The organism is Paenibacillus beijingensis (assembly GCF_000961095.1).
In the GTDB taxonomy this organism is placed as follows: Bacteria; Bacillota; Bacilli; order Paenibacillales; family Paenibacillaceae; genus Paenibacillus_O; species Paenibacillus_O beijingensis.
The window spans coordinates 4,080,874-4,098,008 of record NZ_CP011058.1 but is presented as its reverse complement, the minus strand read 5'-3'; the positions used below and the strand labels follow the sequence as shown (position 1 = coordinate 4,098,008).

Sequence of the window (17,135 nt, the reverse complement as noted above, 5' to 3'; positions counted from 1 at the left end):
TTGTATTCCCGAACCCGAAAAGCTTAAGTGAGCGCCAGCGAACGGGTCGAAGACTTAGCCTCGCAGGGTTATCTGCCTGATTCTTCTTCTCCGACTTATCTTCGGGCAGATTATCAAGGAGCGTCAGCGACGCAGCGGGAGTATGGTGTTATATGACGTTCTCCGCTTCATCGAATAGTCTTATAAGATCCCTTTGTTCATTCGATATTACTAATTCTTTATTGATGTTTTCCGGGTATATTTCTCCTTGTTCCCATACTGTTTTAATAATACTTGTAGCAATACCGATTTTTACTTTCCTTGTTTTCAAATTTTCCATCAGCAGTTTTGTATTAAACAAATAAATCTTTTTAATAATCCAAGGAGCATGAGTGCCTTTCGAAGATCCTAGTGAATAATTTCCATCCCCCGTCAAAACAAGGAAATAATCTGGTAATCCATTAGGATTAATGTCAAGCATTCTTGAATCTTTGGTATACCATTTAATATTTACCGAATAACCTTGAAGTGGTTGTTTATTAAAATATCCATCAATACCTTTTGAGTTGGCACTCTCTTGAAGAGTAATATTAAAAATATTTGAAGCAATGAATTCACCAGTATGACCAAGCATTGCAGGACGCCTCAAAATTGAAGCCATTTGTCTGTCTATTTCATTTTTTTGTTTGAGAAGTTGAGCTAATGTTGACAAGTTAAACATTTAGGTTTTTCCTCTCTTATGCACTTGGAGAATGTCATATAACGTCTCTTGTATTCACGACGTCCATTCCCCTTAGATAGCTCTTATCTTAGGGGGATGGATGTGTCCGCTGATTAACCTTCTTCGACTTCAACTTCTGCGGACCGAGGGCGTAGCCCGATGCGTGAACACGTTGTTATATGACGTACCACTACTCACTTGAAATACTAACAATCTTTATTACTAATCTTATTGATAGAATTAAATCAACTTCATTACAAATAATTTTCTTTTCTCCTATATGCAGATAACCTTGACCTTTCTTCTTCTCTGTAGGCGTGATTATATACTCACAATTATCATTTGCTTCTATTGATATTAATTTAATTCCTTGTGTTGCTCTTGTGTAAGATTTATAACCTGTTATTTTACAAATTGCTTTTAAGTGAGTTTTATCATTTAAATCTAAAGGCAGTGCTTTATTGCAATTATCTAGACATTCTTTAAATTTGGTTAAAATTTCTTTATCTGAAGCTTCTAAAGGGATTTCATTATAAAAATCGGTTTCAACAATCCAATTATCTTTATTAAATGAATTGGCAACTAAATATAAATGATCATTTGACTTTATATAAATAGACATAAACTTGGGTTTAATCTGCTTTTTAAATAGTAACTTCATCGAATCACCCCTCAGTGGTATGTCGTATAACGTTCTTGTATTCACGAACCCTCACCACCTTAAGGCCGTCAGGCCGGTCGCGATGCGGTTAGGTGGTGCAGGGTTGTTCGCCTGATCTAACATCAATGAAATTGCCTCGGGCGAACCAAGGAGCGTCTGCGACGCATCGTGAATACGGTGTTAGACGAAGTACCCTGTCTTCTAGTAAATGCCCTCATCCCACAATGATAATCCTTCAATCTCAACCTCCAACCAATCATTCATTCTTATATTACTTATCTCGTATTCCTCATTGCTTATACAAAAATCAACATCTTGAGCAGAAACTACTATTAGATCTTTATCCTCGTTTATAAAACTTACAGTCCCTATAATTTGATATGTATTTATCTTCTCAATATATTTAATTGAATACTTCTCTATAGTTGTATGCCTAATATTTATTACTGACTCTTGACTTGTCTCCACTGAATAATTCTTAAATAGCTCTATAGGTTGACTGTTATACGGAACAAAGTAGCAACAACCCTCAACAAAGTAATGTCGATACCTGGCCCAGTACCCCAGGGTTCCGTTACTATGTAAGATTTTTGAATGTGTTTTATCCACTTCAATGATTTCGATGTCTATGGTTTTCAATCCTTTCAGGGTATTTCGTCTAACGTCTTTTTCACGAAATTCGTAAATGTTGCTTACTAGGCGGTATTTGTGAACTTCGGGCAAACCACCCAAAACGTTGGGTTTGCGATTTTTCAGTCAACAACGCGTTTAATCATTCATTTGGTCTAGCGGACTTTTGATGCGTCGAATATCTTTTACACTCACATGTGTATAACGTTCCGTTGTACGGGTGCTTTGATGACCAAGCAACTCCTGAATATAGCGAATATCGATCCCTCTTCCAATAAATGAGTGGCGAATGAATGGCGCAACGAATGTACACTGACCTTCTTCATAACACCGGACGAGACTAATGCTCGTTCAAAGATTTTTTGAACAGATCGTTCCGTCAAATGCCTCCCCGCCGTTTGACCGGGAAACAACCATACATCCGTCCTTTCTTGCTGTATGTATCGTTGAACAATCTCAAAAGCCAGATCATACAACAAGGTTAGGCGGTCTTTCCTCCCTTTTCCTTGGCGAATACGCAATGATTGACGTTCTTTGTCCAAATCTTGTAGTCGCAAACGTACGACCTCTCCGACCCGTAAACCGGAGGAATACGTTAAATATAATATAGCTTGATGCTTCAAGTTTTGGATCGATTTCAAAATAAGGATCAATTCGTTTAGAGACAATACATTAGGAAGTTTGTTTTCTTTTTTCGGTCTTACATATGAAGCGGATTTTTGAAGAACCTTTTGAAAATAAAATTTGATTGCACTGATAGCCTGATTAACGTAAGCATGCGAGCATTTTCGATCCAGCAAGAAGAGAGAATAGTTCTCGATCATTTGACGATGTGTGTGAGCCGCTTGTTCCTGCGTATAATTCATAAATCGTTCGATTTGATCGCAGTAGGCTTTTGTGAGTTAAGCCGTTCTTGAAGAATGTAGCACTCTTCTAGCAATTCCGCGTCCACATGAAAAATGCTGTCGTTAAACAGGTTTAACAGTTGGTCGACTTTTTGGATCGTATACGGTACTGTCCAAATGGATTGTTCAGGAATCCATCTTCTCCCCGATAAGCTCTTCAATTTGGCAATGTCATTATGGTTGAAGTTGTTGAACTTTACGGCCAACGCTGTCTCGTCGCGTTTTGTTAGCGATATCTCCATCACGTCTCACCTTCCATTATAGCAACCATTCTAAATATTGGAAATTAAAAAAGGGAGATCACAAAGCCCAAATGGACTTTGAAATCTCCCGATGCTTTCGGAATTTTGTTAAAAATCATACTTTCATTCTACCATTTGTATGATAGGCGGTAAACAAAAGATAGATTTCTTTGCGGAAACAATGGCGACACGGACCTTGGTACATACATCAGATATCCGCCTATCATATTGCCTCTTTCCATGTCACAGTTAAGAAATTCGAGGTGTAAGATACTATTGTTTGTCCACCTGCAGCAGCGAAATACGTTTCAATTTAAAGGTATTGCTCAATTGGTCTTCGGAAAGAACGTTTAATTTCAATAAGCTTGAAATTTTACCGGGGTCGGCTTTGGATATGTAGCGCCAAACATCCGGATCAGGCAAAGCTTCGTACAGCTTCTGATCGTCGTATTCTTTTCGTTCCTGGTAGATCAGCTTCACACGGAAATGTCCCGTTTCAAATTCTGTCAAATGCCGCTGTTCGCAGTATTCGATAATTTGGCTTCGCAGTTGGTTCATCTCGTTCTCCAACTCGGTTTTGCGTTTTTTGAGCGATGTATACCGTTTGACCCATTCATGGGCATCCAGCGATTCCATTCCGGATCCACTCTCCTCTCACTCCTCTATTAATATGTGGAATGAGCAGATAATATGTGGTATACACCTTCCATTTCCTTGAGTGTTAGTCCATTATAAGAATCCCGTTAACCTGTTCCCTTATCCATCTATCGTAAAAACGTGCTGCCTTATATGCAATGTCTAAATACGCCGCTGGCTTTTCAAAGAGAATATCCCCATAGGCTACAAACTTATCCCTGAATTCAGAGACCTCGTTCCAATATTGTTTCCATTCTTGTTCGGTAAATTGGATATGTGTTAACAGGTCGGATACAAATTCTTCCCTTGTTTTCCGTTTAGGATCCAATTTAAGATCCATTCTATTCCAACGGGATTGATCGCTAACGACTTCGAATACGGTCACCCAATTAATGATGGCTTGCGACAGATGAGCATTTACTATGTAAGTCCAAAACTTCTCTTCTCCTTCAGGTCCTCTGCCCCGGGAATAAAGCTCTTTGTAAGCGACGTAATGATAGACAAAATCTCTTAACAACGGAATTTGTTTGAAAATCACATCGATATGATAAGTTTTATCCATGTAACGACCTTCTTAATGTATATTTGTAACATATAAGATGGAGTGGGGAAATATTCAAATCGTTCACGTATAGATGAGGCACGCTGAGAAAAAAAGGGAAGCTTTCGGCTCCCCCACATTCATACCATCAAAATAATTCGGGCGTCAGTAAAGCAACCGTTGTTCATATCGATAACTCTAGCGATAACTCTGAGTTATAGGCTTGGAGTTAACAGGCATGACTCTCCTAGTGTCATTACTTGCTTTTCAGCTTGTCCCACGTTTGCTGGAATTCAGCCAGCATTTGGTCGCCGTTTGATTTGCCGGCAATATACTTTTGCATTGAAGCGGCGAATTCCTTCGTGCTGCCGTCCGGATATTTCGCATACTGCCATCCGAGAATATCGCCTTTGGCGATATAAGGTAGAATATCGCCGGCAATTCCGCCAAGATCGGCCGGATCGGCTTTAACGTTTTTGAAAGCCGGCATAAGCTTGAATTTTTTCACAAGATAGTCTTGTCCTTCGGCGGAGGTAACGAGCCAGTTCAGGAATTCTTTCGCTTCCGGTTTTACTTTCGAATTTTTGTACACCACCCAAGTCGTCGGTCCGGCGAACACGGCTTTTTGATTCAATGCGGCGTCGTCGCTGATCGGAATCGGCATCAGGCCGGCATTAATATTCGGATTGATTTTGTCGATGACCGGCTGAATCCAGTTGCCGCCAACCGTCATCGCGCCTTGTTCGGATGCAAACATCGCCAGCGAGCCGTTGTAGTCGGTCGTCAGCGGATTCTTGTTGCCGTACTTTAAACTCAAGTCGATAAATTTCGTCCATTCCTTGAACAACGGATTGTCTTTGAACGTGGCCGTTCCGCCGTTCAGGCCGGCAATAAAGGCGTTCGGGTCCTGCTGCTCCGCCATCGGATAGTTGAACATCGTAATGCCGAGCGTCCAAGCGCTGTCGTAGTTATTAATAAATGGCGTAAATCCTGCCGCTTGCAGCTTCTTGCTTACTTCTTCCAGCTCCGAACGGGTTTTCGGCAGCTCGGTAATGCCGGCTTTGGCAAACATGTCCTTATTGTAGACGAGACCGTCGCCTTCGAGGTTGATCGGAATGCCGTACAGCTTGCCGTCACTCATCATCGGTTCTTTCGCAACGTCAAGAGCTTCGCCCACCCAAGGCTGATCGGACAGATCTTCGAGTTGGTCCTTCCATACGTTCAATTCGCTGTATCCGCCGTTATTGAAAATATCCGGCATTTCGTTCGCCGACAGCTTCGCCTTCAGCTTTGTCATATAATCGCTGGACAGTACCGATTCGAATTCAATTTTGACGCCCGGGTGAGTCTTCTCATATTCCGCTGCCAGCGCCGGAAGCTGGTCGGCAATTTCAACCTTCTGTTGGAACACTTTCACCACAACTTGCTTGTTGGAACCCGTGTTTTCAGCCCCTGTACCGCTGCTGTTCTCTTTATTTGCCGAACCGCCGGAACCGCATCCCGCAAGCACAGACCCCATCAAAACCGAAACAAAAGCAACATTTACCAATCGTTTCATCTGAAAAAACCTCCCATTAGCGTTGTTTATGGCTGTATGTGAAGGTGCCCTATACAAACCGGACACTCAAGTTTTCTCGCCTTGCCCCGCAACAACTTAACCTTTGACCGCTCCATCTGCGATGCCTTTAATTACAAAACGCTGCAAACAAAGGAAGAACACCATTACCGGAATCATGCCCATCACGAGCGCGGCCAGTGCAAGATCCCACTGTTTCATATATTGACCGAACAACGTATTCGTCGCCGTCTGGATCGTTTGCAGACCCGGTTTTTGCAAAAAGAGCAGCGGGGTCAAGAAATCGTTCCAAATCCACAAGCTGTTCAGCACAATGGCGGTGACGGTCATCGGCTTCAGCAGCGGCACGATAATTCGGAAAAAAGTGCCGTAAGGCGTACAGCCGTCCACAACGGCGGATTCTTCGATTTCCCTCGGTATCGACTTAATAAAACCGCAGTACAAGAAAATGGTGAAGGAAACGCCCAGTCCCATGTAACAAATGACGATGCCCGGTATGGTGTTGATCAGGCTGAGCCAGCTGAACAGCTTCACCATCGGAATCATAATCGTTTGAAACGGGATCACCATCGCGGCGACAAACAACGAGAACAGTACCCGATTCAAACGACTCGGATGGCGTACCAAACGGTAAGCGGCCATGGAGGAAATGAATACGAGGCCGATGTTGCTCAGCACGGTAATCACGAACGAATTTCGCAATGCAAGCGGGAAGTTCAGCGCTTCCCAGGCCCGGGAATAGTTGTCCCAGTGCAGACTCGTCGGCAGGCTTGCCGTATTCGTCAGCAGTTCGGCAAAGCTCTTGACCGAGTTCCCGAATACAAAATAGAACGGTGCGATAAAAATCAACGCCAGCAAAATTGCAATTGCTTCGACTCCAAACACCTTGAAGGAATACGGTTTTTCCAACATTACATTTCCACCTCGCGTTTCTTCGTAAGATACACCTGAACGGATGTAATCAGGGTAACGGCTATAAAGAACAGAAGCGCTTTTGCCGTCCCAAGCCCGTAACGATTGTTTTGGAACGCCTCGGCAAAAATATTCATCGCGACCGATTCGGTAGAGTTGTACGGACCGCCTTTTGTTAGCGAGAAGTTCAAATCGAACATTTTGAACGTCCATGAAATCGTAATAAACAGACAAACCGTCACGGCCGGCATAATGAGCGGCAAAATAATGTGCCGCATAACCTGCCATCCGTTTGCTCCGTCTATCGATGCAGCCTCGATCTGATCGCTGGGCACGTTCGCCAAACCGGCGACATATATGACCATCAGATAACCGGCTCCTTGCCACACACTTACGATGACGAGCGCCCAAAATGCGGTTACTTCCGTCCCAAGCCACGGCAAATTGAAAAATGGAAGGTTTGTTTTCGTTCCGATTACGGAGAACCCTTGCACGAAAATAAACTGCCATATAAAGCCGAGTACCAAACCGCCAAGCACGTTAGGCATAAAAAAGATCGTCCGCAGCACATTGCGGGATTTCAGTTGTTTGGAGACGATAAACGCCAGCATAAACCCGAGTACATTGCTGATCACGACGACGGATACCGTGAATCGGATCGTGAACCAGAACGATTGTCCGAATTGCGGATCGTCCGTCAGCACCGTTACAAAATTTCGCAAGCCCACCCAATCGTAGCTTTCCGAAACCCCATTCCAGTTCGTAAAGGAATAATAAATTCCAAAGACGAACGGCAAAGCAATGATTACGGCGTAGACCAGTAAAGCCGGACCAACAAAAACGGTCTGCTGCATCCATTGAGATGTGAAAAACCTTTTCATGCCGTCACTCCTTTCAGAAGTCAACCTGTATGTGTATAATAATTTATAGTTAAATAGTAACTTTTATTTTATATTATGTTAAATATTTATTATGAATCTGGACATAAGAAATATGAATGTGAAATATATTAATATGTATATTTATAAGTTATATCAATTATTATGAAATAGTTAAAAAAATAAACGGGATAATATATAATGAATAATAAATAATAAAACGAGTTATAAAATTACATATGGATGGAATTGGATCGCACGAACCACAATGCGGATTGAAAGAGGAACATCCGGAGCGGATAGAGTGTTTAGTAGGCAGGGGGAAGCCTCCCCCACGATAACGGCGGCTACTTTCTCATGACAGCCTCCAGTTGCAGCGTAAAATCGGCAGCGGATAAATCTCCGGTATACAATTTTTGCGTCAAGTCACGGAAACGTTCGCCTTTTTCTCGCGGGAGCACATCAAACCAGAACGTTTGGGTTCCTTTAAGCTTTAACGTATAACCCACAAACTCACTGAATGACTTGGAAATCGGTCCCTCCGGCTTCGCTTCCGTCTGCGCGTAAGGAATTTGCCCCGACTTCACCTGCACATCATTCAGCTGCAGCGAAAATCGAACGGCGAATTCTTTCGCTTCCGCTAACCGCTTCGAGCTTGGGTTTACAAAAAGCGCGTACGGCGCTTCATCGTTATGATTGCTTAAGGAGGACAGATACAAATCATCTACCGGACCGGTTTTCGGGAAAATCGCAAATCCGAGGTCATTCTTCAAATGCTCAATCGCACCGCTGAAAAACACCCAGGATCCGGTCGGATAAAAAACCGCCTTGCCGCTGTAAAACATATTCATCACTTCTTGATCGCCGTTTGCCAGCACCTCGTTACCGAAAGCGCCTAATCGGACGAGCTCAATAATCTGCTCCGCCGCCTGAACAAACGGCTTGTCCGTAAATTTCATTTCGCCCTTCGCCGCTTTCGCATAAGCTTCCGTATCTTGCCGCAGCACCAGCATGTTATAGAGCAAATCGCCCGGCCATCGGTCTTTATTGCCTAATGCGATCGGCAGCAGCCGGTTTGCGAGTGCCGCTTCGGATATATTCAACAAGTCATCGTATGTTTTCGGAGGCTGCTTGCCGAGCTTAGCCATCAGCTTTTTGTTGTAAAGCAGTACATATCCGGTGTCCGGACGATACGGCAGCGAATAAATGGTGCCGTCTTTATCTTTCGTTAACTGCCCCTTGTAGTACTTCGATTCTGCTCCCAATTGTTTCAGCGTATCGTTCAAAGGTGCGGCCGACTTTGAAGTCAGCAGCATGGAGCGGTCCGAAAGTCCCGCGTCTTGCATATACACGTCCGGAAGTTCGTTCGCCACGATAGCCGTTTTAAGTTTGGTCGTATACAGATCGTCTCCGTTCGTCAATTCATATTTCAAGCTGACGTTCATTTCTTCCGCGATTTCGTTTGCCGTCTTTTCATACAACGGATCCGGACGATTAACCCATACCGTCAACGTTTCCTTTACCTGGGATGATTTGTCGCCGGATAAAGATGCCTCGTCCCCTCCACCGCCGCGGCATGCCGAAACGACAGCTGCCGTCATCATCAGACCGATTGCCAATAACCGCTCGCGCTTCAGCATGTCCGCCTCCTTGTTTTTTTATATCCAAAGTATATCAATGTAAGCTTTCCTAACAAATGAAATCGTTTTTGATTTTTCAGAAAAATTTTAGAAGATGATCAAACGCTATAGGTTTTTAGGCGCAACTCCGAACTTTTTTTTGAAGCATTTACTGAAATAGTACGGATCGGAATAGCCTACTTGACTTGCGATATCCGCCATCTTGTCCGAGGACGATTTCAGAAGCTCCATCGCACGTTCCAGTCTTAGATCGGATAAATACTCGACAAAAGATTTTCCGGCTTCTTTTTTAAACAGATGGCTTAAATAGCTTGGATTGACGAACAATTCTTTCGCCGTTTGCTGCAGATTCAGCCCTTCATTCATAAAATTTTCGGAAACGAACACCATTGCCTGATGAACGATGTCCGATCTTCTGTTCAAATTTTCTTGGCCGTCTAGCGCACGAAAAACGATCTTAAGAAAAAAGTCGCGTATCCATTGCTCCACGCCGAACACCGTTTCCAGCCTGCGGATTTGGCGGAAGTGCGGATGTTCCTCGCTCATCCATTGTGCCGGCAGCGACTCATAGCGTTCCAGAATCGCGGCGGAGCCGATCGAGATGCACTCCATTAACGCCAAAATCGCCCGATCTTTGCTTGCCCGGGTTTCGACAAGCATACGGATCAGTTCATCGATGGATTCATTGATCGACTTCACGTCTCTGTTCCTTAAAAGTTTAAGCCAATCATTACGTATAATTAGCGGCTGAATGACACCGTGAGACGCGTGTTCCCGCGTTTGGCTGTAATAGTCGAATACACGATTTCCGCCCTCAACGAACTTCCTCTTGAGCATATAAAGCGCCTCGGCATAGGACAAATGGACTTCGTTCATTTGCTTATAAATTTTTCCGAACGAAAACGTACAAGGAATGCCCGGCAAGGCGGAATCGAGCAAGGAGCGGGCCAGCTCGCAGTAATCGCTTAATAGGATTTCCTTTGCCTCGCTCACTCCCGCCAAAATAATGATGTTATCCTCGTCCCCGTCCACGACCGCATAACACGACCCTAAAGGCTGCAGTTTTTGGGCGATCATATTTTTAACGGCACCATAACACTCACGGCGATCCCGCTCCTGTTCAAACCGGACGTGCAGCTCGTCAATTTGTACGATAATGACGGCATAACCGTTATCAGTGGCAGCGATATTGTAATCATTGGCTTGCTTCTGAACGGCTTCCAGCGGTTCCTGCAGCTCGTTCAGCAAAAGCTGCCGGACGAACCTCTCGCCCAAAATCGGCAGCGCGAGCTCCGCTTGTCTTTTGGAAGCTTGCATTTGGCCGATCTGATCGCGGATCTCGTTTAAAGCATCTTCCAATTCCACTTCATCAACCGGCTTCATCAAATAATTGGATGCACCGAGTGCAATGGCAAGCTTCGCATATTGAAATTCATCGTGGCTCGTAATAAAAATAATTTTGGTTTCCTTGTTCGATGCTCTCAATTCCTTTGCAAAATCAAGACCCGTTAATCGGGGCATATTAATATCGGCGATAATGAGATGGAAATGCTCTTTGCACGCAAGCTCCAAAGCTTCAAGACCATCCTCCGCCTCGGAAGCAATCTCGTAGCCTAAGGCGTTCCAGTCAATCAAATTGACCAGAAGCTTGCGGAAGTAATATTCATCATCGACGATCAGAACCCGTAAACCGGTATCGGTCAAGACTCCCTCCATTGAAGCAACATCCTTTCCGTTTCATTCATTCCGCTCGCTTTGAATAGGAAGCCGCACCTGTACCTGCACGCCGCCGCCCGCCTCCGGCAAAATCGTTATGCCGTATTTGCCGCCGTACCGGAGCAAGATCCGCTCCTGCACATTGCGAATTCCGAAATGGGACAAGTCGCGGCGGTCCGGCCCCTGGCTCCAAATTCGGCTTATTTGCTCGGCATCCATCCCTTTGCCGTTATCCTTGACGACAAAACAGATGATGTCGCCGTCATCATGCGGTTCAATGAAGCCGGCAACTTCGCACATGGCGCCTTCCGCTTTTTCCCGCAGTCCGTGGTAGATGGCGTTTTCCACGAGCGGCTGCAGCAGCAGCTTCGGAATCCAGCATGACTCGATACTTTGATCAAATTCAATCCGGTACTGAATATGGGAGTAGCGCTTTGTTTGGATGAACAGATAACTTTCCAGATGTTTTTTTTCCACCGCGGCAGTTGTCAGTTCTCCCCCGTTGTTAAGCGACGTTCGATAAAAATCGCCCAGCGCCTTCACGGTATTGCTAATGTCCCGGGCCGCAATCATAAGCGTCATCGAGCGAATCATTTCCAGCGTGTTATATAAAAAATGCGGTTTGATTTGAGAGTACAGCAGCCGAAGCTCCAACACCCGCTTATGCTTTTCTTCATCATTGACCTTCTGCACGAGCTCTTGAATCCGGCCGACCATTTCGTTGAATTTGAACGCCAGCCGCCCGATTTCATCATTCGCAGCCACTTGCGTCCGAATATCCAGGTTGCCGTCGCCGACCGCCGTCATCGCCTGGCTTAACCGTATAAGAGGTTTCGTAATCCGGTTCGAAAGAAAGGTCGACAGAAACAATGCCAGCAGCAACGCCGCGATCCCGAATCCGATATTAAACGACGTTATTTTCCACTGATCTTTCATGAGCCGGTCCGTTGGTTCGATATAAACGATGTTCCAGCCGATGGGCTCCATTTTTTTAAACGTGACCAGTTCGTTCCGGCCCGCTTCCCGAAAAATTTGATATCCTTTATTGCCGCTCTTCACCATATCCCAATATTCGGAATGCTCGATGGATCGCCCCAGCAAGCTTGAATCCGTGCTCGAAAGAATGTCCCCGTTATCGTTCAAGACCCTAATTTGGCTATCGTTGCTTTCCCGCTTGCTGCCGTAAAGGCCGGCCATTTTTTGCTCCTCGATGTTGAGATACACGTATCCCATCGTCGTTCCGTCATTCATGTTCGTAATTTTACGGCCTACAGCAAGCATCATCTTTTGCCTGCCGTCCGACAAGAACGGGCTTTGAAACGTTTCGACCCATACGGCCGATCCTTTCGCCTGCAGAAGCCGCTCATTCGGATAAACCGCCATTTCTTGCGCCGTAATCGAGGATAGATTCGATGAGTAATAAATATTGCCGTTGACCGATTGAACGATGACCGAATCGATTAACGGACTGGAATTGACTAATGAATTCAAGCTGGCATACATTAAATTCAAGTTTTCCAAATGGTCGAGTGTCGTCGATTGATTCGCGCTGCTTCGTGATAACACATACTGGCTGGTTTGATTCACGATCGCAAGCTTCGAAAAATTTTCCATACTGTTTACAAGTGTACCTACCGTATTGATAATCAGCTCGACCTCTTGTTCGGAGCTCTCGATCGCCCGCTCCTCCGCTTGCGATAAAATCATATGGTGCAGGCAAACGGTCAGGAACAGCACGCAGGTCGAAATTGCGATAAAATGAATGACATTTATTTTTTTGCGAAGCGACATATGATTGAATTTCCGGCTCCAAGCGGCAGGATTGAGGAAATGAAGCCCTAATAATGATGATTTGTTCAAGATTAACGCCTACTTCCGCAGTTATTTCACCTTATCCACCCTCTATTTCGTGAGTATAAGTTATATTATTTCTGCTGTTAAATAGGAATCGCGTATGAAAGAGATAAGAAAATCCAATGTCAAACATACCCAGCCGATGGCTCGCAGTTGATGTAGTGACTTTCAGCGAAATATTGATGAGAACAGATAACGATGATGATCGCGGCGGGCCCCCCGTAGAAAAGCTCCTGTTCGAAGCTCTCTTCACGTTGAATAGACCCCATTCCGAGCGAAAGAGAAAAGAAGGCATGTCCGAGCGCCGTTAGTGCGGAAACTGGTTTGAGCTTGGAGAAATCGGGCGTCCGATCGTCATTTCCTCCAGCAAAATCGGCAAACCGACGACAAGCAGACAGACGAAAAACAGCAGAAAAAAAAGAACGGGCCGTTAACCGGTCGTCCTTATCGGACAACCGGTTAACGGCCCGTTCGCTATCAATCTGGCATCCTTATTCAAAATAATCTTTAAATCCTTCGACGATCGCTGCAGCCGCTTTGCGCTGGTAGCTCTTCGTGCGCACAATTTCCTCATCGCTTGCGTTGCTCAGAAAACCGAGCTCCACGAGCGCCGACGGCGTGTCGTTCTCGCGTAGCACATGGAAATCGCCGAACGAGATGCCGTTGCTTTTGAGGCCGATCCGCTGGCTAAGACGTCCTTCGATCGCCCGCGCCAGCCGTTCGTCCTTCTGCTTCGAATAATAAAACGTCAGCGAACCGGACGTATCTTGCTCCGAGGAATTGAAATGAATGCTGACAAAGGCGTCCGCGCCCGCCATTTCACTGATCCGGACCCGCTCGGACAGCGCAGGCTTCTGGCTGTCCTTCGTGCGCGTCATAATCACTTGCGCACCAAGCGTACGGAGCCGGTCAGCAACAAGAACCGACGTGCTCAGCGTAAGGTCCTTCTCCAGCGTCTCATGCTTCGTCCCGATCATGCCGGGGTCGCTGCCGCCGTGCCCCGGATCGATGACGATCACTTTTCCGCGGATGCTTCCAGTCCGGGACGAAACGTTCTTCACCGCAGATACCGCTTCGATATTCGCTGCGCTGCCGACATATTGCCCGGACATCCATCCTACCGTTCCATCGGCGGTACGTACCCGTTTCCAGCCGTCCTCGGATTCCAGTACCGTCAGGCGGTCGCCTTTGTTGACGCTGCCAATCACCTCGTATCCGGTTCCCGGACCTTTGCGAAGCCGCACCGAATCCCCCAAAGAGGCAGCCGACCTTGCCGATTTTGCTCTGCTCGTACTCTTCCCGGAAGAAGCATCCGCCACGGCGGCACCATCCGCTTTTTTCAAATAGTGGCCGGCCGCCCAGCCGGTTGTTTCGCCCGCTTTCACCTTCACCCAGCCGTACTGATCGTCCGATACGCGTACAATGGTTCTTGCCTTCAGCACGCCGACAACCCGGGCCTTCCCGTCAGGTTCCTCCCGCACATTCAATGAATCGGCTGCAACCCGGTATACGCCGGACGATCCGGCTGCCTCGCCCGTCTGCGGCCCTGTCAGCAGCAAAGCGAAAACAAGTGCTCCAAAAAGGCTTCTTCTCAATGTTCCTAACCTCTCAACTGGTATTTTTTTATTGCCATTATACCAATTGATTCGTACGGTGGCATCTTTTTCATAGGTTCATAGAAGAGATAGTCATTTGGTCATGCATTGCAGTCGAAAACTTCCATTATTTTCATTTCGATCTGGAGAAGCTACACCGCCTGCATCTGACTGCCGTCAAAACTGTATCGCAGTTCCCGGTTATCCTTATTGCACGTCTTCAGATGAACCGGACGGCCCCATAACCGGTGCACCATCGGCAGTGTACGGTCCACGTATTTGCGATCCAGCTCCAGCCCTTCATACCGGTGCAGCAGCAGCAGCTCGCCGCGACCGCCGTAATCATCGTCAATCGCGGTGATGTAAGGATAACCGCCGTTGGAGCGCTGGCGGATGAGCGTGTCGCGGACGGTTGCTACGTCCTTGTCCGTCACCCGGTAAACGTCGCCATCGCGTCCGTACAGAAACAAATCCATTTCCTCCACAAGTGCCTTGCTTAAATAATTGCGCAGAAACGATACGTCGGATTCCATCTCGCGTATATCGAAAAGAGCTTCCGTCCCTTCCCGGCGCTCGATATATTCCAGCATACGAAGTCCCAGGTAGTAGGGGTTCAGGCTTCCGCTTCCCGGCTGCACGACGCCCGCATTCATCTTGGCGAACTCAACAATTTCCGAATCGTTCAGCTCCAGCTGCCGGATCAGCCGCAAATGCCAGAACGTCGCCCACCCTTCGTTCAAAATTTTCGTTTCCATCTGCGGCCAGAAGTACAGCATCTCCTCGCGCAGCATATAAAGGATTTCCCGCTGCCAATCCTTCAGCTTCCGGCTGTTGCCCGCAATAAACCCGACGACATCCTTCGTGCCGCCTTCCTTCTCGCCAAAGCCGTCTTTTCGGCCGGAGCGGATCTGCGGATCGACGTGTTCCTGGATCGACAAGCTCGCATCCAGTACATACTCCACCTCATCGGCGCCATACTCCTGTTCGAACGCGCGCATCCTTGACGCAAAAACCGCCATCCGGTCGACCATCTTCCGGTCCGTCGCCGCGAACATCGCATTGTTTTTGAAAAAATCGCTGTGCCCCAGCACATGGGCGACGATCAGCTTGTTCTGCAGCAGCGTATTCCGGTCCAGCAAAAACGCATAGCAGGGATTGGAATTGATGACAAGCTCATAGATCCGGCTTAATCCGAAATCGTATTCCGCCTTCATCCGCTGATAGGCTTTGCCGAAGCTCCAGTGGGCGAAGCGGGTCGGCATGCCGTAAGCGCCGATCGAGTACAGCACTTCGGACGGGCACACCTCATATCGCATCGGGAAGAAGTCCAGCCCTTCCGCTGCGGCCATTTCGGTCAGGCGGCCGATTGACTGTTCCAGCTGTTCATAATCCGCTTGGTTCATGACCACTCTCCTTCCTCATCCTACGGCCGCTTCGCCAAAAAAGCTTTTGAGCGTGCGATACACGTCGCCTTTCTCACGGAGCACCGAGCGGCTGAACGCCTCATGGCTGATGTCTTTCATCGAGTCCCACAGCCGTCCTCCCATACCGTAACGGCGAATCTCGCCATAACCGAGCATGTTGATCCGCTCCAGCATTTCACGCACGAGAGCCGATGTTACGGCATTGTCGGAATCGAGATTGTCCCCGTCGGAAAAGTGGAAGGCATACGCATTGTAATGCGACTGCGGAAATTCGCTGTCCAGCAGCTCGAGCGCGAGCTTGTAGACGGAAGAACATTTTGTGCCGCCGCTTTCGCCTTTTGTGAAAAAGGCTTCCTCCCCGACCCGCTTCGCTTCCGTGTCATGAGACAGGAAGCAGATTTCAACCTGCTCGTATTTCGTACGCAAAAACCGGACCATCCAGAAAAAGAAGCTGCGTGCAATATATTTCTCGAACGGCCCCATGGAGCCGGACGTGTCCATCATCGCCATTACGACAGCGGCGCTCTGCGGCTTGCGAACATCCTCCCAAGTCTTGAACCGCATATCCTCATTTCGGATCAGGCCATGACCGCCCGGGGAAGGCAAGGCCTCCCCACCCGCCAGGCCGGCGCCGGATGCTAGGTCCGAACCGCCCCCGTAGCCCGACAGAGCGCGGCGTTTGATCGATTCCATTAACGTGCGCCTTTTATCGACGTTCCCCATCATGCCTTTGCGGCGGACATCGTTGAAGCGTATATCGTCCACCGTAAGATCAACTTCGCTTTTCGGCTTCAGACGGGGCAGCTGCAAATCCTCGAATATCAACTCGGCAAGCTCGTCCACCGTAATGTCCGCCTCATAATAATCGATGCCCGGCTGGTCGCCGGCTCCGGGCTCGCCTCCCTGACCCGGTCCCTTCTGGCGGCCCTGCCCGGGCTGGGCCTGACCGACGACGTCACCGACCCGGGTGCCGCCGCTGCCCTGTCCGACCTGCTGCTTGTCCGAATAATCGTATCGAAACTTCGGCTCGTCCATGCCGCGGATCGGCACCTTCACGATCTGGTCTCCCTGCGACGTAATGATCGCTTCCTCGCTGACCAAATCCGACAGATTGCGTTTGATCGCATCCTTAACCTTCTTTGTATGCCGCTGCTGGTCCAGCTCACCTTTGCGGTGGAGCGACCAATCATCCTGCGACAACACGAATAACGGTTCATTCATACGG

Annotated in this window: 15 protein-coding genes and 1 pseudogene; all 16 read right to left on the bottom strand. The window is 47.3% G+C overall.

Translation table 11 applies throughout. The features are described 5' to 3' along the window. Positions 1 to 148: 148 nt before the first annotated feature. Complete coding sequence (locus tag VN24_RS18455) at positions 149 to 700, bottom strand: hypothetical protein (protein ID WP_045671608.1); 552 nt, start codon at positions 698 to 700, stop codon at positions 149 to 151. Between the two features lie 190 nt (positions 701 to 890). Next, positions 891 to 1,406, bottom strand: a complete 516-nt coding sequence (locus VN24_RS18450; RefSeq protein ID WP_148505274.1) for a hypothetical protein — start codon at positions 1,404 to 1,406, stop codon at positions 891 to 893. 723 nt (positions 1,407 to 2,129) lie between these two features. After that, a pseudogene (locus tag VN24_RS26500) lies at positions 2,130 to 2,857 on the bottom strand (tyrosine-type recombinase/integrase). Next, positions 2,854 to 3,138, bottom strand: coding sequence for a hypothetical protein (locus VN24_RS26495; RefSeq protein WP_052703036.1), 285 nt, complete (start codon positions 3,136 to 3,138; stop codon positions 2,854 to 2,856). The pseudogene VN24_RS26500 and the gene VN24_RS26495 overlap by 4 nt, the downstream one beginning before the upstream one ends. A 273-nt stretch (positions 3,139 to 3,411) precedes the next feature. Next, entirely contained in the window at positions 3,412 to 3,774 is a 363-nt protein-coding gene (locus VN24_RS18435; protein ID WP_045671605.1) for a hypothetical protein, read from the bottom strand. A gap of 85 nt (positions 3,775 to 3,859) precedes the next feature. After that, on the bottom strand, positions 3,860 to 4,336 hold the full coding sequence (locus VN24_RS18430) for a hypothetical protein (RefSeq protein ID WP_045671604.1): 477 nt from the start codon (positions 4,334 to 4,336) through the stop codon (positions 3,860 to 3,862). 235 nt (positions 4,337 to 4,571) lie between these two features. Beyond that, positions 4,572 to 5,873, bottom strand: a complete 1,302-nt coding sequence (locus VN24_RS18425) for an ABC transporter substrate-binding protein (RefSeq protein ID WP_045671603.1) — start codon at positions 5,871 to 5,873, stop codon at positions 4,572 to 4,574. Between the two features lie 96 nt (positions 5,874 to 5,969). Further along, positions 5,970 to 6,803, bottom strand: coding sequence for a carbohydrate ABC transporter permease (locus VN24_RS18420; protein WP_045671602.1), 834 nt, complete (start codon positions 6,801 to 6,803; stop codon positions 5,970 to 5,972). Next, positions 6,803 to 7,684 carry a carbohydrate ABC transporter permease gene (locus tag VN24_RS18415; RefSeq protein ID WP_045671601.1) on the bottom strand — a complete coding sequence of 294 codons (882 nt, stop codon included), beginning with the start codon at positions 7,682 to 7,684 and terminating at the stop codon, positions 6,803 to 6,805. The genes VN24_RS18420 and VN24_RS18415 overlap by 1 nt, the downstream gene beginning before the upstream one ends. Positions 7,685 to 8,028: 344 nt before the next feature. Continuing rightward, positions 8,029 to 9,321 carry an ABC transporter substrate-binding protein gene (locus VN24_RS18410; protein WP_045671600.1) on the bottom strand — a complete coding sequence of 431 codons (1,293 nt, stop codon included), beginning with the start codon at positions 9,319 to 9,321 and terminating at the stop codon, positions 8,029 to 8,031. 105 nt (positions 9,322 to 9,426) lie between these two features. Then, complete coding sequence (locus tag VN24_RS18405) at positions 9,427 to 11,037, bottom strand: response regulator (RefSeq protein ID WP_045671599.1); 1,611 nt, start codon at positions 11,035 to 11,037, stop codon at positions 9,427 to 9,429. A gap of 21 nt (positions 11,038 to 11,058) precedes the next feature. Beyond that, positions 11,059 to 12,897, bottom strand: coding sequence for a sensor histidine kinase (locus VN24_RS18400; protein WP_148505273.1), 1,839 nt, complete (start codon positions 12,895 to 12,897; stop codon positions 11,059 to 11,061). Between the two features lie 119 nt (positions 12,898 to 13,016). Beyond that, on the bottom strand, positions 13,017 to 13,346 hold the full coding sequence (locus VN24_RS27035) for a hypothetical protein (protein ID WP_082083879.1): 330 nt from the start codon (positions 13,344 to 13,346) through the stop codon (positions 13,017 to 13,019). 36 nt (positions 13,347 to 13,382) lie between these two features. Continuing rightward, on the bottom strand, positions 13,383 to 14,486 hold the full coding sequence (locus tag VN24_RS18390) for an N-acetylmuramoyl-L-alanine amidase family protein (RefSeq protein WP_045671596.1): 1,104 nt from the start codon (positions 14,484 to 14,486) through the stop codon (positions 13,383 to 13,385). A gap of 152 nt (positions 14,487 to 14,638) precedes the next feature. Beyond that, positions 14,639 to 15,889 carry a SpoVR family protein gene (locus tag VN24_RS18385; protein WP_045671595.1) on the bottom strand — a complete coding sequence of 417 codons (1,251 nt, stop codon included), beginning with the start codon at positions 15,887 to 15,889 and terminating at the stop codon, positions 14,639 to 14,641. 15 nt (positions 15,890 to 15,904) lie between these two features. Continuing rightward, positions 15,905 to 17,131 (bottom strand): sporulation protein YhbH, encoded by a 1,227-nt coding sequence (gene yhbH / locus VN24_RS18380; protein ID WP_045671594.1) that lies wholly within the window; start codon positions 17,129 to 17,131, stop codon positions 15,905 to 15,907. Between the last annotated feature and the right edge of the window lie 4 nt (positions 17,132 to 17,135).